Raw genomic sequence first — 15,762 nt, 5'->3', positions numbered from 1 at the left:
GCCCCTAAAGGGGCGCGGGGAACGGCGCGACAAGCCACGACCCACCCGCACCCGCCGACGAACCGAACCGCACCCGCCGACAAACCGAACCACCCCCGGCGACAAGGCGCCCCGTTCGCCGCCGAAGGCCCCCGTGCGGCAGAATCGGCCCCGATGAGCACCTACCGCGACCTCGCCTTCCCGAGGGCCCTGACCAACACCCGGGTCGGCGGAGCCCCCATCGGTTCCCGGCGTGCCCCCGCCCTGCGCACGGTCGGCACCCGCGAACGCCGCTCGCACCTCACCGCCCCCCGCGTCCCCACGGTCGGCATCGACATCGGCGGCACCAAGGTGATGGCCGGTGTCGTGGACGCCGACGGCCAGATCCTGGAGAAGCTCCGCGCGGAGACCCCGGACAAGTCCAAGAGCCCCAGAGTCGTCGAGGACACCATCGTCGAACTGGTCCTGGACCTCTCCGACCGGCACGACGTGCACGCGGTCGGCATCGGCGCGGCCGGCTGGGTCGACGCCGAGCGCAACCGGGTGCTCTTCGCACCCCATCTGTCCTGGCGCAACGAGCCCCTCCGGGACCGCCTCGCCAGCCGCCTGTCCGTCCCGGTGCTGGTCGACAACGACGCCAACACCGCCGCCTGGGCCGAATGGCGCTTCGGCGCAGGACGCGGCGAGGACCACCTCGTCATGATCACCCTCGGCACCGGAATCGGCGGCGCGATCCTGGAGGACGGCCAGGTCAAACGCGGCAAGTACGGGGTCGCGGGCGAGTTCGGCCATATGCAGGTCGTGCCCGGCGGCCACCGCTGCCCGTGCGGCAACCGCGGCTGCTGGGAGCAGTACAGCTCCGGCAACGCCCTGGTCAGAGAGGCCCGCGAGCTGGCCGCCGCCGACTCCCCGGTGGCGTACGGGATCATCGAGCACGTCAAGGGGCAGATCTCCGACATCACCGGTCCGATGATCACCGAGCTGGCCCGCGACGGCGACGCCATGTGCACCGAGCTGCTCCAGGACATCGGCCAGTGGCTCGGCGTCGGCATCGCCAACCTCGCCGCCGCCCTCGACCCGTCGTGCTTCGTGATCGGCGGCGGGGTCTCCGCGGCCGACGATCTGCTGATCGTCCCCGCGCGGGACGCCTTCAAGCGCCACCTCACCGGCCGCGGCTACCGGCCCGAGGCCCGGATCGTACGGGCCCAGCTCGGCCCCGAGGCCGGCATGGTCGGCGCCGCGGACCTGGCCCGGCTGGTCGCCCGCCGCTTCCGGCGGGCCAAGCGGCGCCGGGTGGAGCGCTACGAGCGCTACGAGCGGTACGCGGAGGCCCGGCGCACCCCAGGGGAGTCGTTGTGACCATGTCGCCCGTAGGGCCGGCCCGCGAGGCCATGTCGCCGAGCGAACCGCCGGGCCCGCCCGAGGGCCGCCGCCACATGATCCGCCGCCGCGCGTTCACCCTGATGATCATCGTGCTGCTCATCGGCATCCCGGCCGGCTATCTGGTGATCTCCGCCAACCAGAGCCGCGACAGCGGCAAGAAGAAGGAGGAGAAGTACGCCGCGACCGGCCTGACCTTCGACTGGCCGTCCAAGGTGCAGATCCGCCTCTACGAGGTCCCCATCCCGCGCCCCGCGGGCAAGGTCGCCTACTACGAGACCAACAACTGGCGCACCAGCCGCCTCTACGTCCAGTTCCAGACCCCCAACGCCAACCTCGACGAGTTCCTGCGCGAGATGGGCACCAGCCGGGTGGAACTGGAGCGCAACCGGATCACCATCAGCGAGCGCGACCAGGAAGTCGTCGGCTGGGACTTCGACACCACCGGCCCCTGGTACGGCCTGGTCCACGACCAGAAGGACCCGCATCCCACCCAGGACGTGATGGTCAGCCTGGCCGAGCCGAACAACCCGTTCGTCTACCTGGTGTCGCGCACCACGCCCTGAACGGCGCCGGGCGCCCGTCGCCGGGGCCGATTGTCAGACCCCGCCCGTAGAGTCGAAGACAAGTGATCCGACAGACGGGCGGGAGGTGACCAGACGTATGCGAACGGCCGAGGACGGGGTGGACGGGGTGTCCGTGCGGCTGGCCGCCGTCTTCCTGCCCGCGCCGCTGCCCCGCGAGGGCCGGATGGCCTTCTGGGACCCCGACGGGGAGGCTCCGCCCGGCCTTGGGCCGCACGGTGCGGCTCCGCCCGGCCCTGGCCCCAACGGCGTCGGTCTGACCGGCCCGGGGCCGCACGGTGCGGCTCCGCCCGGTCTTGGGCTGCACGGCGAGGCGCCCGGCCCTGGCCCTCACGGCGTCGGTCTGATCGGCCCTGGGTCGCACGGTGCGGAGCCGACCGGACCTGGCTCGCACGGCGTCGGGCTCACCGGCCCCGGCCCGCACAGTGCGGAGCCGACCGGTTCCGGGTCGCACGGCGTCGGGCCGACCGGCCCCGGCCCGCACACCGTGGAGCTGACGGTCGTCCGCCCCCATGGCTCGTCCGGAGCGTCGGTACGCCGTCGGCGCGCGCCCGCGCTGACCCTCCCCCTCGGCGAGGCGCTGCCCCTGCTGGTGCGGGCCCGCCGCGACCCCGCCGCCCACCCGGCCACCGCCTGCTGGGGCGCGGCGGCCCTGCACGCGCTGCGGCTCGCCGCCCGGGGCAGGCTGCTGCCCGGCCTCACCGCCACCGGGCACGACGCCTGGCGGGCCGGCCCCCTAGACCCCGCCGACATCGCCCACCTGCGCGCGGTGGCGGCGGCCCTGCCGTACGAGGGCCACGCGGTCCCGCTGCCCGGCCCCGGCCCGCTCCGGCTGCCCGAGCCCGAACACCTGATGCGGGCCTTCCTCGACGCCGTCGCCGACACCCTGCCCCGCACCCCCGCCGCCCCGTACGCGGCCGGGAAGCCCTTCGCCGACCTCCGCCCGCAGCAGCTGCCCGGCGCCCGCGACTGGGCCGCCGAGGTCGCCGCCGGGATGGACGCGGGCGTCCGGATCTCCCTGCGCCTGGACCTGTCGGCGTACGACCTCTTCGACAGCGGGGAGGGCGGGCACTCCGGCGGCGCCCGCGCGCGGGGTGCGGGCGCCGCCGTCGTCCAGGTGCACAGCCTGGCCGATCCCACGCTGGTCGCGGACGCGGCGGCGCTGTGGGCGGGCGACGCCGACGACGCCTTCGGGCCCCGCTCCCGGGTGGACGCGGCGCTCGCGGTCCGGCGCGCGGCCCGCGTATGGCCGCCCATGGAGCGGCTCACCGAGCGGGACGTACCCGACGTCCTCGCCCTGTCCGAGGAAGAACTGGGCGATCTGCTCGGCGTCGCCGCCACCCGCCTCGCGGCGGCCGGGGTCGCCGTGCACTGGCCCCGCGACCTGGCCCAGGACCTCACCGCGTCGGCCGTGGTGCGCCCCGCGCCCGGCTCGGCGACGGACGGCACGGGCTTCTTCGACAGCGGGGAACTCCTCCAGTTCCGCTGGCAGCTGGCACTGGGCGGCGACCCGCTCAGCGACGCCGAGATGGACCTGCTGGCCGAGGCACACCGCCCGATGGTCCGGCTGCGCGACAGCTGGGTGCTGGTCGACCCGGCCCTGGTCCGCAAGGCCCGCAGGCGCGAACTGGGCCTGCTGGACCCGGTCGACGCGCTGTCCGTCGCCCTCAGCGGCAGCGCGGAGGTCGACGGCGAGAGCGTCGAGGCGGTCCCGGTCGGCGCGCTGGCCGCCCTGCGCGACCGCCTGACGACCGGCGTGCGTCCGGCGGAGCCGCCCCCGGGTCTCGCCGCCACCCTGCGCGAGTACCAACTGCGCGGGCTGGCCTGGCTCGACCTCATGACATCCCTCGGCCTCGGCGGCTGCCTCGCCGACGACATGGGCCTCGGCAAGACCGTCACCCTCATCGCCCTGCACCTCGAACGGGCCCGCACCGAACCGACCCTCGTCGTCTGCCCGGCCTCCCTGCTCGGCAACTGGCAGCGCGAGATCACCCGCTTCGCCCCCGGCGTCCCCGTCCGCCGCTTCCACGGCACCGACCGCACCCTTCAGGACCTGACCGGCGGCTTCGTCCTCACCACGTACGGCACCATGCGCTCGGCCGCCACCACGCTCGCCGCCCACCGCTGGGGCATGGTCGTCGCCGACGAGGCCCAGCATGTGAAGAACCCCTACTCGGCCACCGCGAAGGCCCTGCGCACCATCCCCACACCCGCGCGCGTGGCCCTCACCGGCACACCCGTGGAGAACAACCTCTCCGAACTGTGGGCCCTGCTCGACTGGACCACCCCCGGACTGCTCGGCCCCCTCAAGTCCTTCCGCGCCCGGCACGCCCGCGCGGTCGAGAACGGCGAGGACGACCAGGCCGTCGAGCGCCTCGCCCGCCTGGTCCGCCCGTTCCTGCTGCGCCGCAAGAAGTCCGACCCCGGCATCGTCCCCGAACTGCCCCCCAAGACCGAGACCGACCACCCCGTACCCCTCACCCGCGAACAGGCCGCGTTGTACGAGGCGGTGGTCCGGGAGTCGCTGCTCGCCATCGAGACCGCCGAGGGCATCGCCAGGCGGGGCCTGGTGCTGAAGCTGCTCGGCGCGCTCAAGCAGATCTGCGACCACCCCGCGCTGTATCTGAAGGAGACGCACCCGGACGCCGCCGCGACGGACCGCCTGCCGGCCCGCTCCGGCAAACTGGCCCTCCTGGACGAACTCCTCGACACGCTGCTCTCCGAGGACGGCTCGGCGCTGGTCTTCACCCAGTACGTGGGCATGGCCCGGCTGATCGCCACCCACCTCGCCGCCCGCGCGATCCCCGTCGAGCTGCTGCACGGCGGTACGCCGGTACCCGAGCGCGAGCGCATGGTGGACCGCTTCCAGAGCGGGGCGACCCCGGTGCTGGTGCTGTCCCTCAAGGCGGCGGGCACCGGCCTCAACCTCACCCGCGCGGGCCATGTCGTCCACTTCGACCGCTGGTGGAACCCGGCCGTCGAGGAACAGGCCACCGACCGCGCCTACCGCATCGGCCAGACCCAGCCCGTCCAGGTCCACCGCCTGATCACCGAGGGCACCATCGAGGACCGCATCGCCGAGATGCTCACCGCGAAACGGGCCCTGGCCGACGCGATCCTCGGCTCCGGCGAATCCGCCCTCACCGAACTGACGGACCGCGAGCTGTCCGACCTGGTGTCCCTGCGGAGGGAGTCATGAGCGGGGGGAGGCGGGAGTGGGCGGTGGAGGAGTGGGGGGTTGAGGAGGCGGCTTGTGCGCAGGGGGTGACGCGGGCGGAGCAGGTGGCGCGCGCGGAGGGGGCTGCCTGGGCGGGGGACGCGGCTCGTGCTGAGGCGGCGGGGGCGGGGACGGCGGCTGGTGCTGAGGGGGTGGCCGGGGCGGAGCAGGCAGCTCGCGCAGAGGGGATGACGCGGGCGGAGGAGGCGAGGCGGGCGGAGGCTCGCACCGCGGACTCGGCCCGGATCGAGGGAGCGCCCGGGATTGGCGAGCGGGCGCCCGGGATTGAGGAGGCCGCCCGGATCGAGGGAGCGGCCCGGATTGAGGAGACCGCCCGGATCGAAGGCGCGGCGCCGACCGAGGCGCACCGGCCGACCGGGTCCAGCCCCGCCGAGGCCGCACGCCGTGCCTTGCGTGCCGCGCGGGAGCGGGGGAGCGGTGACGGTGAGCGGGGCGACGACGCGGCGGAGGGCGTCCGGGGAGTCCGGCCGCCCCGGCCCGGCGGTCCCGGACCCCGCCCCGGTGACGCGGCACGGGCGGCACTGCGGGAGGCGGTGTCCGCGCGGCGGGCGCAGAGCGCCGGGGACGACGTGGAGGGTGAGCCGGGTGAGGGGCCGGGCGGTCGGCCGCAGCAGGGCGCCCCGTCCGGTACGGCCGCGCAGGCGCCCGCCGTGCCCCGGCCCGGCGGTACCCGGCCCTCCGAAGCCGCACGCGAGGCGCTGCGGCTGGCGCTCGCCGAGGAGCGGGCCACGGAGGGCGAGGCCGTCGACCGGACGAAACGCACGGGCGCTGTTCAGCGAACCGCCGGGGGTGGGTCCGCCGAGCCCCGGGCGAAGGGCGCCGACCCCGCACCTCACCGCGCCATTTCCCGCCTGCTGACGCCCTCGCGCAAGGACCCCGCCCCGGCGCCCCCCGCCGCCCCACACCACCCCACCGACCTGCCCCCCGAGCCTCCTCCCACCCCCTCCACTCCAGCCACGTCCTTGTCCACCTCAGCCACCCCCTCCACCTCAGCCACGTCCTCGCCCACCTCAGCCACCCCCTCCACCTCAGCCACGTCCTCGTCCACCCCAGCCACCCCAGTCACCTCCTCCTCCACCCCAGTCACCCCCTCTGCTCCCTCCACCCCCTCCATGGCCTCGCCTCGCCGCGACGGTGACCATCGCCGGACGTTCCCGGCCCTGCCACCGCGGCCGGTGGATGATGGCGGCTTCGCCGGGACCTGGTGGGGCAACGCGTGGGTCTCGGCGCTGGAGGAGGGCGCGCTGGACGCGAAACGGCTGGCGCGGGGACGGGGCTATGCCGAGCGGGGCCATGTGGACGCCATCACGGTGACGCCGGGCCTGGTGCTGGCGTATGTGCAGGGGAGCCGGCAGCGGCCGTACCGCGTGCAGGTGAGGTTGCGGACGCTGGAGGACGCGGACTGGGAGCGGTTCCTGGACGCGGCGGCCGAGCGGCCGGCGCATATCGCGGCGCTGCTGGACAAGGAGATGCCGCACGCCCTCGCGGAAGGTGAGGTCCGGCTGCTGCCCGCCGCCGGGGACCTCGAACCGCAGTGCAGCTGTCCCGACCGGGCGCACCCCTGCAAACACGCGGCGGCCCTGTGCTACCAGACGGCCCGGCTGCTCGACGCCGACCCTTTCGTGCTGCTCCTGCTGCGCGGCCGGGGAGAGCGCGAGGTGCTGGACGCGCTGTCCCGCCGCAGCGCGGCCCGCGCCGCCCGTGCCGCCCAGGAGCGCGAACCGGCCCCGCTGCCCGGCGTACGGGCCACGGAGGCCCTGGCCCGCCGGGCGCTCCCGCCGCTGCCGCCGCCGTTGCCCGTCCCGCCGCATCCCGGGCAGCCGCCCGCCTATCCGGCGTCCCCGGGCGGCCCCGACCCCTTCGCGCTGGACCAGCTGGCGACCGACGCGGCGGCCCGCGCGTACGCACTGCTCGCCACCGGACGCGATCCGGTGGCCGACCTGACGGTGTGGCAGGACGCGGTACGGCTCGCGGCGGCCCGCCCGGGGTCCGGCCTCACGGCGAGCACCCGCGCGCTGTACTCGTCGCTCGCGTCCGCCGCCGGGCGTACGTCGGCGGAGCTGGCCCGCGCGGTCGCGGCGTGGCGGCAGGGCGGGTTCGAGGGGCTCGCCGTGCTCGAAGAGCCGTGGGATCCACCGGCCGGGCGCTTCGACCGGGCCCGCCCGCTCCTCCTCGCCGCCGACCTGCCCGCCTTCCGCCCCTGGCGCAACCGCCTGACCCACCCGCGCGGCCGTGTCCAGCTCAGACTCGGCCGGGACGGGCTGTGGTACGCCTACGAGTCGGAGCCCGGCGCCGACGACTGGTGGCCCCGGGGCACCCCCGACCTGGACCCGGTGGGCGCCCTCACCGGCCTCGGCGGGCAGTAGCCGGGCCCGGCCCTTCCGCTCAGCCGCACCCGCCGCCGCGACGAAGCCGGGCGCCCGCCCGCGCCGGGAGGCCGCCTCGCCCTCCCGGCGCCGGACACCGGGGGCCGGGCGAGCACGCTTCGGGCCGGCTGAGACTCCCGCCGCAGCGGAGGACGGAGCGCGGCAGGTGGGCGACAGCCGGTCGGCCGCGAGGGGCGCCCCGCAGGCCCACGTCTTCGCTCGCGCCCCCGCCCGCCTGCGGCGCCGCGGAGCCAACACGCGGCGCGACGCCGAGACGCGCAAGGACAGACTCACGGCCCTGGAGTCCTGGCCCTGGAGTCCCGTCACGACCCCCTGGCCGCCCCCGTGACCGGCAAGGGGGCCACGCCCCATCCACCCGCCCCAAGCCCTGCGCCCGCTCACACCCGTTCCCCGACCCCCTCACCTCCCCCCACCCCCGTTCGCCCACCCCCACTCCCTCACCCCCATTCCCTCACCCCCACCCCGGAGCCCCCCGATGCGGCCGTGGCCGATGGGCGGCCAGCAGGGCCATGTCGTCCGTGGCCGGGCCGCCGCAGAAGTCGCGTACGTCGGTGACCAGGGTGTCGAGGAGACGGTTGGGTGAGGGGAAGGTGCGGCCTTGGAGGCGGGCCGCCGGGTCGTAGAACGCTCCGGACAGGTCGCGTGCCTCGGACAGGCCGTCGGTGTAGAGCAGCAGGGTGGCTTCCGGCGGGAAATCCCATTCGTCGGGGTGGCGGCCGTCGGGCGCGAGTTCGGCGAGGCCCAGCGGCAGCGAGAACGTGGTGGGGGTGAGGGTGCGGACGGAGCCGTCGCCGCCGAGCAGCAGCGGCACGGGATGGCCGCAGTTGACCAGCCGCAGCACCTGGTGACCGGGCGGGATCTCGACCAGTACGCAGGTGGCGAAGCCCTCGGTGTCGTCGATGCCGCTGCGGCGGGCGCCCTCGCGCGCCAGCGCCTGCTCCAGACGGGTGGCCACCCCGGTGAGGGTCGCCTCGGTGTGTGCCGCCTCCCAGAACGCGCCGAGCAGTACGGACACCGCCTCGATCGCGCCGAGCCCCTTGCCCCGTACGTCGCCCATCACCAGCCGTACGCCGTACGGGGTGGACCGGGCGCCGTACAGATCCCCGCCGATCAGCGCCTCCTGCTCGGCGGCCTCGTAGCGGGTGCCGACGCGCAGTCCGTCGATGCGTTCGGCGGGGGTGGGCAGTACGGCCCGCTGGGCCGCCTCGGACAGGCTGCGCGCGGTGGCGAGCTGGCGGCGGCCCCGCCGGACCACGGTGTTCAGCAGCGCGGCGATGGCCGTGACGAACAGGATGGTGGCGAGTTCGGTCACCAGCAATTGGACGCCCGCCGACTCCCACACCTGTCCCGCGCCCAGGTCCAGCAGAGTGGCGGCGAGCATCGAGGCGGCGCCGTAGGCCACCGTCGTCCAGAAGGAGAACTGCGGTGCCGCCATCAGAGGGGCCGAGACGAAGAACGGGGTCCCGGACAGGTACGGCGGTGTGAACAGCTGGACGACGGTCCCGAGGACGATCAGGTAGGCGGGCAGCAGACGGGACAGCCACAGAGCGAGGCCCGTCCTGTCCGCGACCGCTTCCTTGACGCCTGCGAGCCCTGCTTTCATGCCATCCCCCGGAGGGCCTTACCGGGCGTTCATCGTCGCGCCCGGCGGTGGGCCATGAGCAGACCGAGGGCGATGCCCACGATGAGGGTGACGGTGAGGACGCTCCACAGCGGAAGCGTGACGGTCGGGATCCACAGCCGGATCGTGACCGACTTCGTGTTCGCGGCGATGAACCAGATCGCCAGGGCCGCGAGCACCACGAACCCGATGGTGCGCAGCCGTACGTCCCTCCCCTTGACCGTCAGAGTGGACGGCCCATGCGGATTTTTCGCAGTGTATTGGGACATGTGCCCCATTATCGCTGCACCACCCCCACCCGCACCCGTACCGGCCCCCGCACCCATCGCAGCGGCTCCGGCTCCCAGCACCTCGCGGGCACCCCCGGCCGTGCGTTCGTGACGGCCGAGCGACCTGGCGGGAGGGGGACCGGGCCCGCTAGATTCACCCCGGCTATGTGACATCTCGTGACAGATGAGAGGCTCGGACGGGTGAGCGAGACACCACGCAACACCCTGCAATACCGTTTTGACGGGCCGGAGGAGGCGCCGGTCCTGATCCTGGGACCCTCTCTGGGAACTACGTGGCACATGTTTGATCGCCAGGTCCCCGAGCTGGCCGAGCAGTGGCGGGTCTTCCGCTACGACCTGCCCGGTCACGGCGGTGCCCCCGCCCATCCCGCCGGTTCCGTCACCGAGCTGACGGCCCGGCTCCTCGCCACGCTCGACGGGCTCGGCGTGCAGCGGTTCGGATACGCGGGCTGCGCGCTCGGTGGTGCCGTCGGGGTGGAGCTGGCGCTGCGCCATCCCGAGCGGCTGGCGTCGCTGGCGCTGATCGCCGCGTCCCCGCGGTTCGGTACGGCGGACGAGTTCCGTCAGCGCGGGGTGATCGTACGGACGAACGGGCTCGACCCGATCGCACGTACCTCGCCCGACCGGTGGTTCACGGGCGGGTTCGCCGCCGCGCAGCCCGCGATCACCGACTGGGCCGTACAGATGGTCCGCACCACCGACCCCGGCTGCTACATCGCCGCCTGCGAGGCGCTCGCCACCTTCGACGTACGGCCCGAGCTGGGCCGGGTCGGGGTCCCGACGCTGGTCCTGGTCGGCTCCGACGATCAGGTGACCGGCCCCGCGGAGGCCCGCACGCTGGTCGCCGGGATCCCGGACGCGCGCCTCGCGGTCGTCCCCGGCGCCTCGCACCTGGTCCCGGTCGAGCAGCCCGCCGCCGTGACCGATCTGCTGGTCCGGCACTTCTCCACCGCCTGGCAGCACCCGCACGACACCGGGCAGACCGCCATCCCGGCGGCCCCCGTCAAACCGGCGCTCGCCGCGCCCGCGCCGAGCGCGCCGGTCGCCGAGATCGCCCCCGCCCCCGTACCCGCCCCGCGCGCGGGCGGCCGGCCGGACCCGTACGACGCCGGGATCAAGGTGCGCCGCGAGGTGCTCGGGGACGCGCACGTGGACCGGGCGCTGGCCCGGGCCGACGAGTTCTCCGGCGACTTCCAGGAGTTCATCACCCGCTACGCCTGGGGCGAGGTCTGGGACCGGCCGGGCCTGGACCGCCGTACCCGCAGCTGCATCACGCTCACCGCGCTCGTGGCCGGCGGGCACCTCGACGAACTCGCCTTCCACACCCGCGCCGCCCTGCGCAACGGCCTCACCCCGGCCGAGATCAAGGAAGTCCTCCTCCAGGCCGCCGTCTACTGCGGGGTCCCCGCCGCCAACAGCGCCTTCAAGGTGGCCCAGCAGGTGATCCGGGAGGAGACGACCCCCTCGGAGTAGGGAGGGCGGAAATCAGCGGGCCCTTGTGCGGCCGTCGGCGCCCGGCGGCAGGATGGCCGCATGAGGCTCACGAAGAAGTCGCACTCCTGTGTCCGCCTGGAGAAGGACGGGCTGACGCTCGTCCTCGATCCGGGCGGGTTCAGCGAGGAGGACGCCGCCGTCGGCGCGGACGCGATCCTGGTCACCCACGAGCATCCCGACCACTTCCACGAGGGACGGCTCAGGGCCGCCCTGGAGACCGGTCCCGGCACGGAGATCTGGACGCTCAGATCGGTCGCGGAGCAGCTGTCGGCGGCGTTCCCCGGGCGGGTGCACACCGTCGGACACGGCGACACCTTCACCGCCGCCGGGTTCGACATCCAGGTCCACGGCGAACTGCACGCCGTGATCCACCCCGACCTGCCGCGCATCACCAACGTCGGCTATCTGGTGGACGGCGGACGGATCTTCCACCCCGGCGACGCCCTCACCGTCCCCGACCACGCCGTGGAGACCCTCCTCGCCCCGGTGCAGGCACCCTGGAACAAGATCTCCGAGGTCATCGACTACGTCCGCGAGGTCGGGCCGCGGCGCGTCTACGACATCCACGACGCCCTGCTCACCGACCTCGCCCGCCCGATCTACGACAACCAGATCGGCCGGCTCGGCGGCTCCGAGCATCTGCGGCTGGCGTCGGGGGCCTTCGCCGACCTGTGAGCCGTGCTCCCCGGCCGGGCGGGCCGCGCGCCGGGCGGGACGGCGTTGTCAGACCCGCCCGGTAGGTTGTGGAACATGCGCATCGCGACCTGGAACGTGAACTCGATCACCGCCCGCCTGCCGAGGCTCCTCGCCTGGCTGGAGAGCAGCGGCACCGACGTGCTGTGCCTCCAGGAGGCCAAGCTCGCCGAGGACCAGTTCCCGTTCGACCGGCTGCGCGAGCTGGGCTACGAGGCGGCGGTGCACGCCGACGGGAGATGGAACGGCGTGGCGGTGCTCTCCCGGGTAGGCATCGAGGACGTCGTCAGGGGACTCCCCGGCGACCCCGGCTACGACGGCAAGCACGAACCCCGCGCGATCTCCGCGACCTGCGGCCCCGTCCGCGTCTGGTCGGTGTACGTGCCCAACGGCCGCGAGGTCGGCCACCCGCACTACGCGTACAAGCTCCAGTGGTTCGAGGCCCTGCGCGCCGCCGTCACCCAGGACGCCCACGGCAGCCGCCCCTTCGCCGTCCTCGGGGACTACAACGTGGCACCGGCCGACGACGACGTCTTCGACGTGGCCGCGTTCGAGGGCGCCACCCATGTCACCCCCGCCGAGCGCGCCGCCCTCACCGCCCTGCGCGAGACGGGCCTGTCCGATGTCGTCCCGCGCCCCCTGAAGTACGACCACCCGTACACGTACTGGGACTACCGCCAGCTCGCCTTCCCCAAGAACCGCGGCATGCGCATCGACCTGGTCTACGGCAACGAGCCCTTGGCCAAGGCCGTCACCGACGCCTACGTCGACCGGGAGGAGCGCAAGGGCAAGGGCGCCTCCGACCACGCCCCGGTCGTGGTGGACCTCGATGTCCAGCCGTCTTAGTGCCCGGTCGGCCCGTCCGACGCGCCCGCCAAGCCCGCCCGACGCGCGCCCCGGCCGTCACAGCAGCCCCAGATCCACCGACTCCGCCATTGCCGCCAGCCCCGCGTCGCCGGGGTGGAGATGGTCCCCGCTGTCGTAGGCGGCCAGCATCGCCTCCGGCCGGAGCGGGTCCCGGATCACCGCGTCGAAGTCGAGCACGGCGTCGAAGACCCCGCCGCCGCGGATCCAGTCGTTGACGGCGGCCCGCTCGGCGTCCACGGCCGCCGTGCAGCCGCTGCGGCCACCGCACGGCAGGAGCGTGGCCCCCAGCACCCGCAGCCCCCGGCGGTGCGCCCGGTCGGCGATCTCCCGCAGCCCGGCGGTCAGCCGTGCCGCGCTCCCGCCGGACAGCAGATCGTTCACGCCGTGCAGGACGATCACCGTACGCACCGACGGCTGGGCGAACACATCGCGGTCCAGCCGGTGCAGCGCGCTGACCCCGGCCCCGTCCGTGGAGATCCCGTCGCCGGGATAGCGGTCGGAGCCGACCCGGTTGCCCGCGATGCCCTGATTGAGCACGCCGAAGCGCGGCACCTCGTCCTGTGCCAGCAGCCGGTCGGCCAGGGCGTCGGGCCAGCGGCGGTTCGCGTCGGCCGTGGAGCGGTCGCCGTCGGTGATCGAGTCACCGAGCAGCACCAGCGACCCCGGCCCGCCGCCCACCTCCACCCCGGTCAGCAGCGGCCAGCTGCTGATCGCCGCGGTGTACGCCGCCCCCGACCCGTCGGCCGTGCGGTCGCCGGGGCCGCCGCCGACGTACGACCGCTGTACGGCCAGCCGGTGACCGGGCGCCGCGCTCACCGTGCCGGGCAGATGGAAGCTGACCAGGAGGTTGGTGTCCGCGGGGACGGTGAAAGGGAGCGGGTCGCTGTACGCCTGCGCTCCGGCCGGAAGCGAGACATCCGGCGATCCGCCGAAGGTCACCGGCGTCGGGGTGCCCTTCGCTTCGGCGCCCGCCGCCTGGACCGCCACCGTGGCCGCGCCGATCCGCACCGGCGTGCTCGCGAAGACATTGTCGAAGCGCAGCCGCACGCGCGGGCCGCCCGCCGAGGTGTGCACCACCAGCCGCAGCGTCCGGTCCGTCCAGGGGCCGACGGCCGGCCGGCCGGAGGGCGCGGCGGCCCAGGAGCCGGTCCAGCCGTCCGCCGCCGCCCGTACCGACAGGGCGAAGACATGCAGGCCGGGCGCCTGCGGCAGCCGTACCGAGGCGACCTCGCGACCCGGCGCGAGCGGCACGGTCACGACGTACAGCCGGGCCTGCTCGGTGAGCCGGCCGGCGGGGGTGTTGATGTGCGGCAGGGCGACGGCCTTGGTGGCGAGCGGGCCGGTGCGCCAGTCGGGGGCGGTGAGGTCGTACGGGGCGCGGGTGCCGTCGGCGTACTCGACCAGGCCGCTGCCGCTCACGTCGGCGCCGCCGGTCCCGGCGACCAGGAAGGCGAGGGCGTCCCCGCGGCCCCCCGCCAGCACCCACTGGCCGTCGGCGCGCACATTGTCCGGCGTGCCCGGTGCCCGCGCGGGCCAGGTCAGCCGGGCGCCCTGCACGGTCAGCGCAGCGCCCGGCGTCCAGCCCGCCGCCGCCAGGTCGGGCGCGGACAGGGAGGCGCCCGAGCCGTCGAGGTCGGCGTCGGCGGGGCGGGCGTCGTCGCTGACGGCGACGTTGTCGAACAGCTCAGCGAGGGGCAGCGCGCCCGTGTCACGGTGTGCGGTGGTCCACCGCGAACCGGTCGTCGCACAGCCGGTCGCGTTCGCGGCGCGCGCGGGGGACGCCGGGGACAGCGGCCCGAGGGCGCCGGCCAGGATCAGCGCGGCGGCGACGCCCCGCGCCGCGCCGCGCGGGATTCCGTACGCCCTGGCCGGTCCCCGCCGGGGCACCGGCCGCCGCCCACCTTGGTTCGCCAACCGACCCTCTTGGTCCGCCAACCGACCCTCCCGAGCACTGTGCGACCGGCCCCGCGCCACCCCTCCGGCCATGTCGGAGGCGGTGCGACGGGCTGCGCAACGCGACCGTAGGCAGCGGTCCGGGACGCGTCAACGCGCCATGCCCCGGGCGCGCGGGAAATCGACCGGTCGCCAGGATCCGCGCGCCTGTGGTGCGTACGGGGGTACGAATGACACGCTGGCGGTATGAACATCCCTTTCCTCAGCGGCAGGCACCGCAAGCGCCAGGGCGACTCCGGCTCGGTGGCGGTGGCCTCCGGCGGCGAGGGGGTGCGGGATCTCGCGGGGCTCAGTGATCTGCTCGCCGAATGCGAGCTGCTGCGCCGCCAGGCCGCCTACGCGGGGGTGACCCTCGACGACTCCGCGGAGTCGCTGGCGGCGCTCGATCAGCTGCTGCCGCGCTGGCGTGACGACGAGGAGACCCTGATCTGGCTCGGCACCGACGCCGGTCTCTATCTGGGCACGGTCATCGTGCGGACCGTCGAGGGCGCGGCCTGGAACCTCTGGCCGAGCGGTCAGCCGGTGGTACGGCTGGCCTCGGGCCGGGAGTTCGACGTCGTGACCGATGGGCACGAGTGGGCGGCCAGCGGGGTCCCGGAACTGTCCCAGCTGTACGCGGAGGTCGCGGAGGCGTGAAGCCCTGGCCTTAAGATCGAGTTAAATACGGCTTATGCCCGAAAAGTGCGTGTCGTCAGTCAACTCCGATCGTGTCTGGATAGTTTGCGGCAACCACGACTCAGCGGAGAGCGGAGTAGGGCTGCGTATGGTCATCGATCCTTTGATCGAGCTGCGGAACACCGGGTTCCGCACGCACTGACGGGGGAGTGCCGCCATGTTCCTTGACGACCCGCCCCCGGCCGCGCGCCGCCGCAGGCCCGGGGCCGAACCGCGGGCGCTGCTGCCCGGCGGGGAGTTCCCGCACGGACCCTAGGGCCTGACCGGGCCTGACCGGTCCTGTCGGGTCCCGTCGGGTCCTGTCGGGTCAGCGGGGCCGGCGGAGATGTCGCAGAGCCGTATCCGCCCGGCAGCGGCCGGAGATCACTGCTCGCGCAGCGGAATCGACACGTACGACGGGTCGTTCGCGGGCGAGGAGAAGGTCAGCCGCGCGCCGGACGGGCTGTGCTCGATGCAGAGCGGGTCGACCGTGCCGACGACCAGGGCCCTTCTGATGGATCTCCGTGGGAGAAGGAGCGGCGTTCGGCGCGTGCGCCCGGCGTGCGGTGGGGCGGGGGGGGGGGGGGGGGCCGGCCGCCAGCCCACCCCCCACGCCCCCCCC

At 74.7% G+C, this 15,762-nt stretch carries 11 protein-coding genes; 8 read left to right on the top strand and 3 right to left on the bottom strand.

Annotated elements, in window-relative coordinates; all coding sequences use genetic code 11:
- Window positions 1-153 precede the first annotated feature (153 nt).
- The 4 genes from ACFRFC_RS23035 (at window position 154) to ACFRFC_RS23020 (ending at window position 7,547) form a co-directional block, all read left to right on the top strand.
- On the top strand, window positions 154-1,338 hold the full coding sequence (locus ACFRFC_RS23035) for an ROK family glucokinase (protein WP_382690399.1): 1,185 nt from the start codon (window positions 154-156) through the stop codon (window positions 1,336-1,338).
- A gap of 2 nt (window positions 1,339-1,340) precedes the next feature.
- Window positions 1,341-1,925, top strand: coding sequence for a type II secretion system protein (locus ACFRFC_RS23030; protein ID WP_382690397.1), 585 nt, complete (start codon window positions 1,341-1,343; stop codon window positions 1,923-1,925).
- Between the two features lie 97 nt (window positions 1,926-2,022).
- The gene (locus ACFRFC_RS23025) at window positions 2,023-5,142 is read left to right on the top strand and encodes an SNF2-related protein (protein WP_382690395.1); all 3,120 of its coding nucleotides are present in this window, start codon (window positions 2,023-2,025) and stop codon (window positions 5,140-5,142) included.
- Between the two features lie 206 nt (window positions 5,143-5,348).
- Window positions 5,349-7,547, top strand: coding sequence for an SWIM zinc finger family protein (locus ACFRFC_RS23020; protein ID WP_382690393.1), 2,199 nt, complete (start codon window positions 5,349-5,351; stop codon window positions 7,545-7,547).
- Between the two features lie 472 nt (window positions 7,548-8,019).
- Here the strand turns inward: ACFRFC_RS23020 and ACFRFC_RS23015 are convergent, their stop codons facing one another.
- Together ACFRFC_RS23015 and ACFRFC_RS23010 are read right to left on the bottom strand one after the other, a co-directional pair.
- Complete coding sequence (locus ACFRFC_RS23015) at window positions 8,020-9,171, bottom strand: PP2C family protein-serine/threonine phosphatase (RefSeq protein ID WP_382690391.1); 1,152 nt, start codon at window positions 9,169-9,171, stop codon at window positions 8,020-8,022.
- A 29-nt stretch (window positions 9,172-9,200) separates the two neighbouring features.
- Window positions 9,201-9,458, bottom strand: a complete 258-nt coding sequence (locus ACFRFC_RS23010; RefSeq protein WP_382690389.1) for a LapA family protein — start codon at window positions 9,456-9,458, stop codon at window positions 9,201-9,203.
- Window positions 9,459-9,659: 201 nt separating this feature from the next.
- On the opposite strand from ACFRFC_RS23010, the gene pcaC reads away from it, so the two are divergent.
- From pcaC to ACFRFC_RS22995, 3 genes are all read left to right on the top strand, one after another.
- The gene (gene pcaC / locus ACFRFC_RS23005) at window positions 9,660-10,952 is read left to right on the top strand and encodes a 4-carboxymuconolactone decarboxylase (RefSeq protein WP_382690387.1); all 1,293 of its coding nucleotides are present in this window, start codon (window positions 9,660-9,662) and stop codon (window positions 10,950-10,952) included.
- Window positions 10,953-11,012: 60 nt separating this feature from the next.
- Window positions 11,013-11,648: an MBL fold metallo-hydrolase gene (locus ACFRFC_RS23000; protein ID WP_382690385.1), complete on the top strand. Its 636-nt coding sequence runs from the start codon at window positions 11,013-11,015 to the stop codon at window positions 11,646-11,648.
- A 75-nt stretch (window positions 11,649-11,723) separates the two neighbouring features.
- Window positions 11,724-12,512 carry an exodeoxyribonuclease III gene (locus ACFRFC_RS22995; RefSeq protein WP_382690383.1) on the top strand — a complete coding sequence of 263 codons (789 nt, stop codon included), beginning with the start codon at window positions 11,724-11,726 and terminating at the stop codon, window positions 12,510-12,512.
- Between the two features lie 57 nt (window positions 12,513-12,569).
- Here the strand turns inward: ACFRFC_RS22995 and ACFRFC_RS22990 are convergent, their stop codons facing one another.
- The gene (locus ACFRFC_RS22990; RefSeq protein WP_382690381.1) at window positions 12,570-14,420 is read right to left on the bottom strand and encodes a GDSL-type esterase/lipase family protein; all 1,851 of its coding nucleotides are present in this window, start codon (window positions 14,418-14,420) and stop codon (window positions 12,570-12,572) included.
- Between the two features lie 252 nt (window positions 14,421-14,672).
- Here ACFRFC_RS22990 and ACFRFC_RS22985 point away from each other — a divergent pair, with 252 nt between their 5' ends.
- Window positions 14,673-15,122 (top strand): DUF6278 family protein, encoded by a 450-nt coding sequence (locus tag ACFRFC_RS22985; RefSeq protein ID WP_382690379.1) that lies wholly within the window; start codon window positions 14,673-14,675, stop codon window positions 15,120-15,122.
- Window positions 15,123-15,762: the final 640 nt, after the last annotated feature.

Origin of the sequence: Streptomyces sp. NPDC056734, assembly GCF_042790455.1 — a bacterium.
Lineage (GTDB): Bacteria > Actinomycetota > Actinomycetes > Streptomycetales > Streptomycetaceae > Streptomyces.
The sequence above is the reverse complement of the archived record's forward strand: the minus strand, read 5'-3'. Positions and strand labels throughout refer to the sequence as shown.

Excerpts from the sequence above, each read along its gene's own strand:
- ACFRFC_RS23035 (WP_382690399.1), top strand. The coding sequence starts at position 154 with ATGAGCACCTACCGCGACCTCGCCTTCCCGAGGGCCCTGACCAACACC.
- ACFRFC_RS23030 (WP_382690397.1), top strand. The coding sequence starts at position 1,341 with ATGTCGCCCGTAGGGCCGGCCCGCGAGGCCATGTCGCCGAGCGAACCG.
- ACFRFC_RS23025 (WP_382690395.1), top strand. The coding sequence starts at position 2,023 with ATGCGAACGGCCGAGGACGGGGTGGACGGGGTGTCCGTGCGGCTGGCC.
- ACFRFC_RS23020 (WP_382690393.1), top strand. The coding sequence starts at position 5,349 with ATGACGCGGGCGGAGGAGGCGAGGCGGGCGGAGGCTCGCACCGCGGAC.
- ACFRFC_RS23015 (WP_382690391.1), bottom strand. The coding sequence starts at position 9,171 with ATGAAAGCAGGGCTCGCAGGCGTCAAGGAAGCGGTCGCGGACAGGACG.
- ACFRFC_RS23010 (WP_382690389.1), bottom strand. The coding sequence starts at position 9,458 with ATGTCCCAATACACTGCGAAAAATCCGCATGGGCCGTCCACTCTGACG.
- ACFRFC_RS23000 (WP_382690385.1), top strand. The coding sequence starts at position 11,013 with ATGAGGCTCACGAAGAAGTCGCACTCCTGTGTCCGCCTGGAGAAGGAC.
- ACFRFC_RS22995 (WP_382690383.1), top strand. The coding sequence starts at position 11,724 with ATGCGCATCGCGACCTGGAACGTGAACTCGATCACCGCCCGCCTGCCG.
- ACFRFC_RS22985 (WP_382690379.1), top strand. The coding sequence starts at position 14,673 with ATGAACATCCCTTTCCTCAGCGGCAGGCACCGCAAGCGCCAGGGCGAC.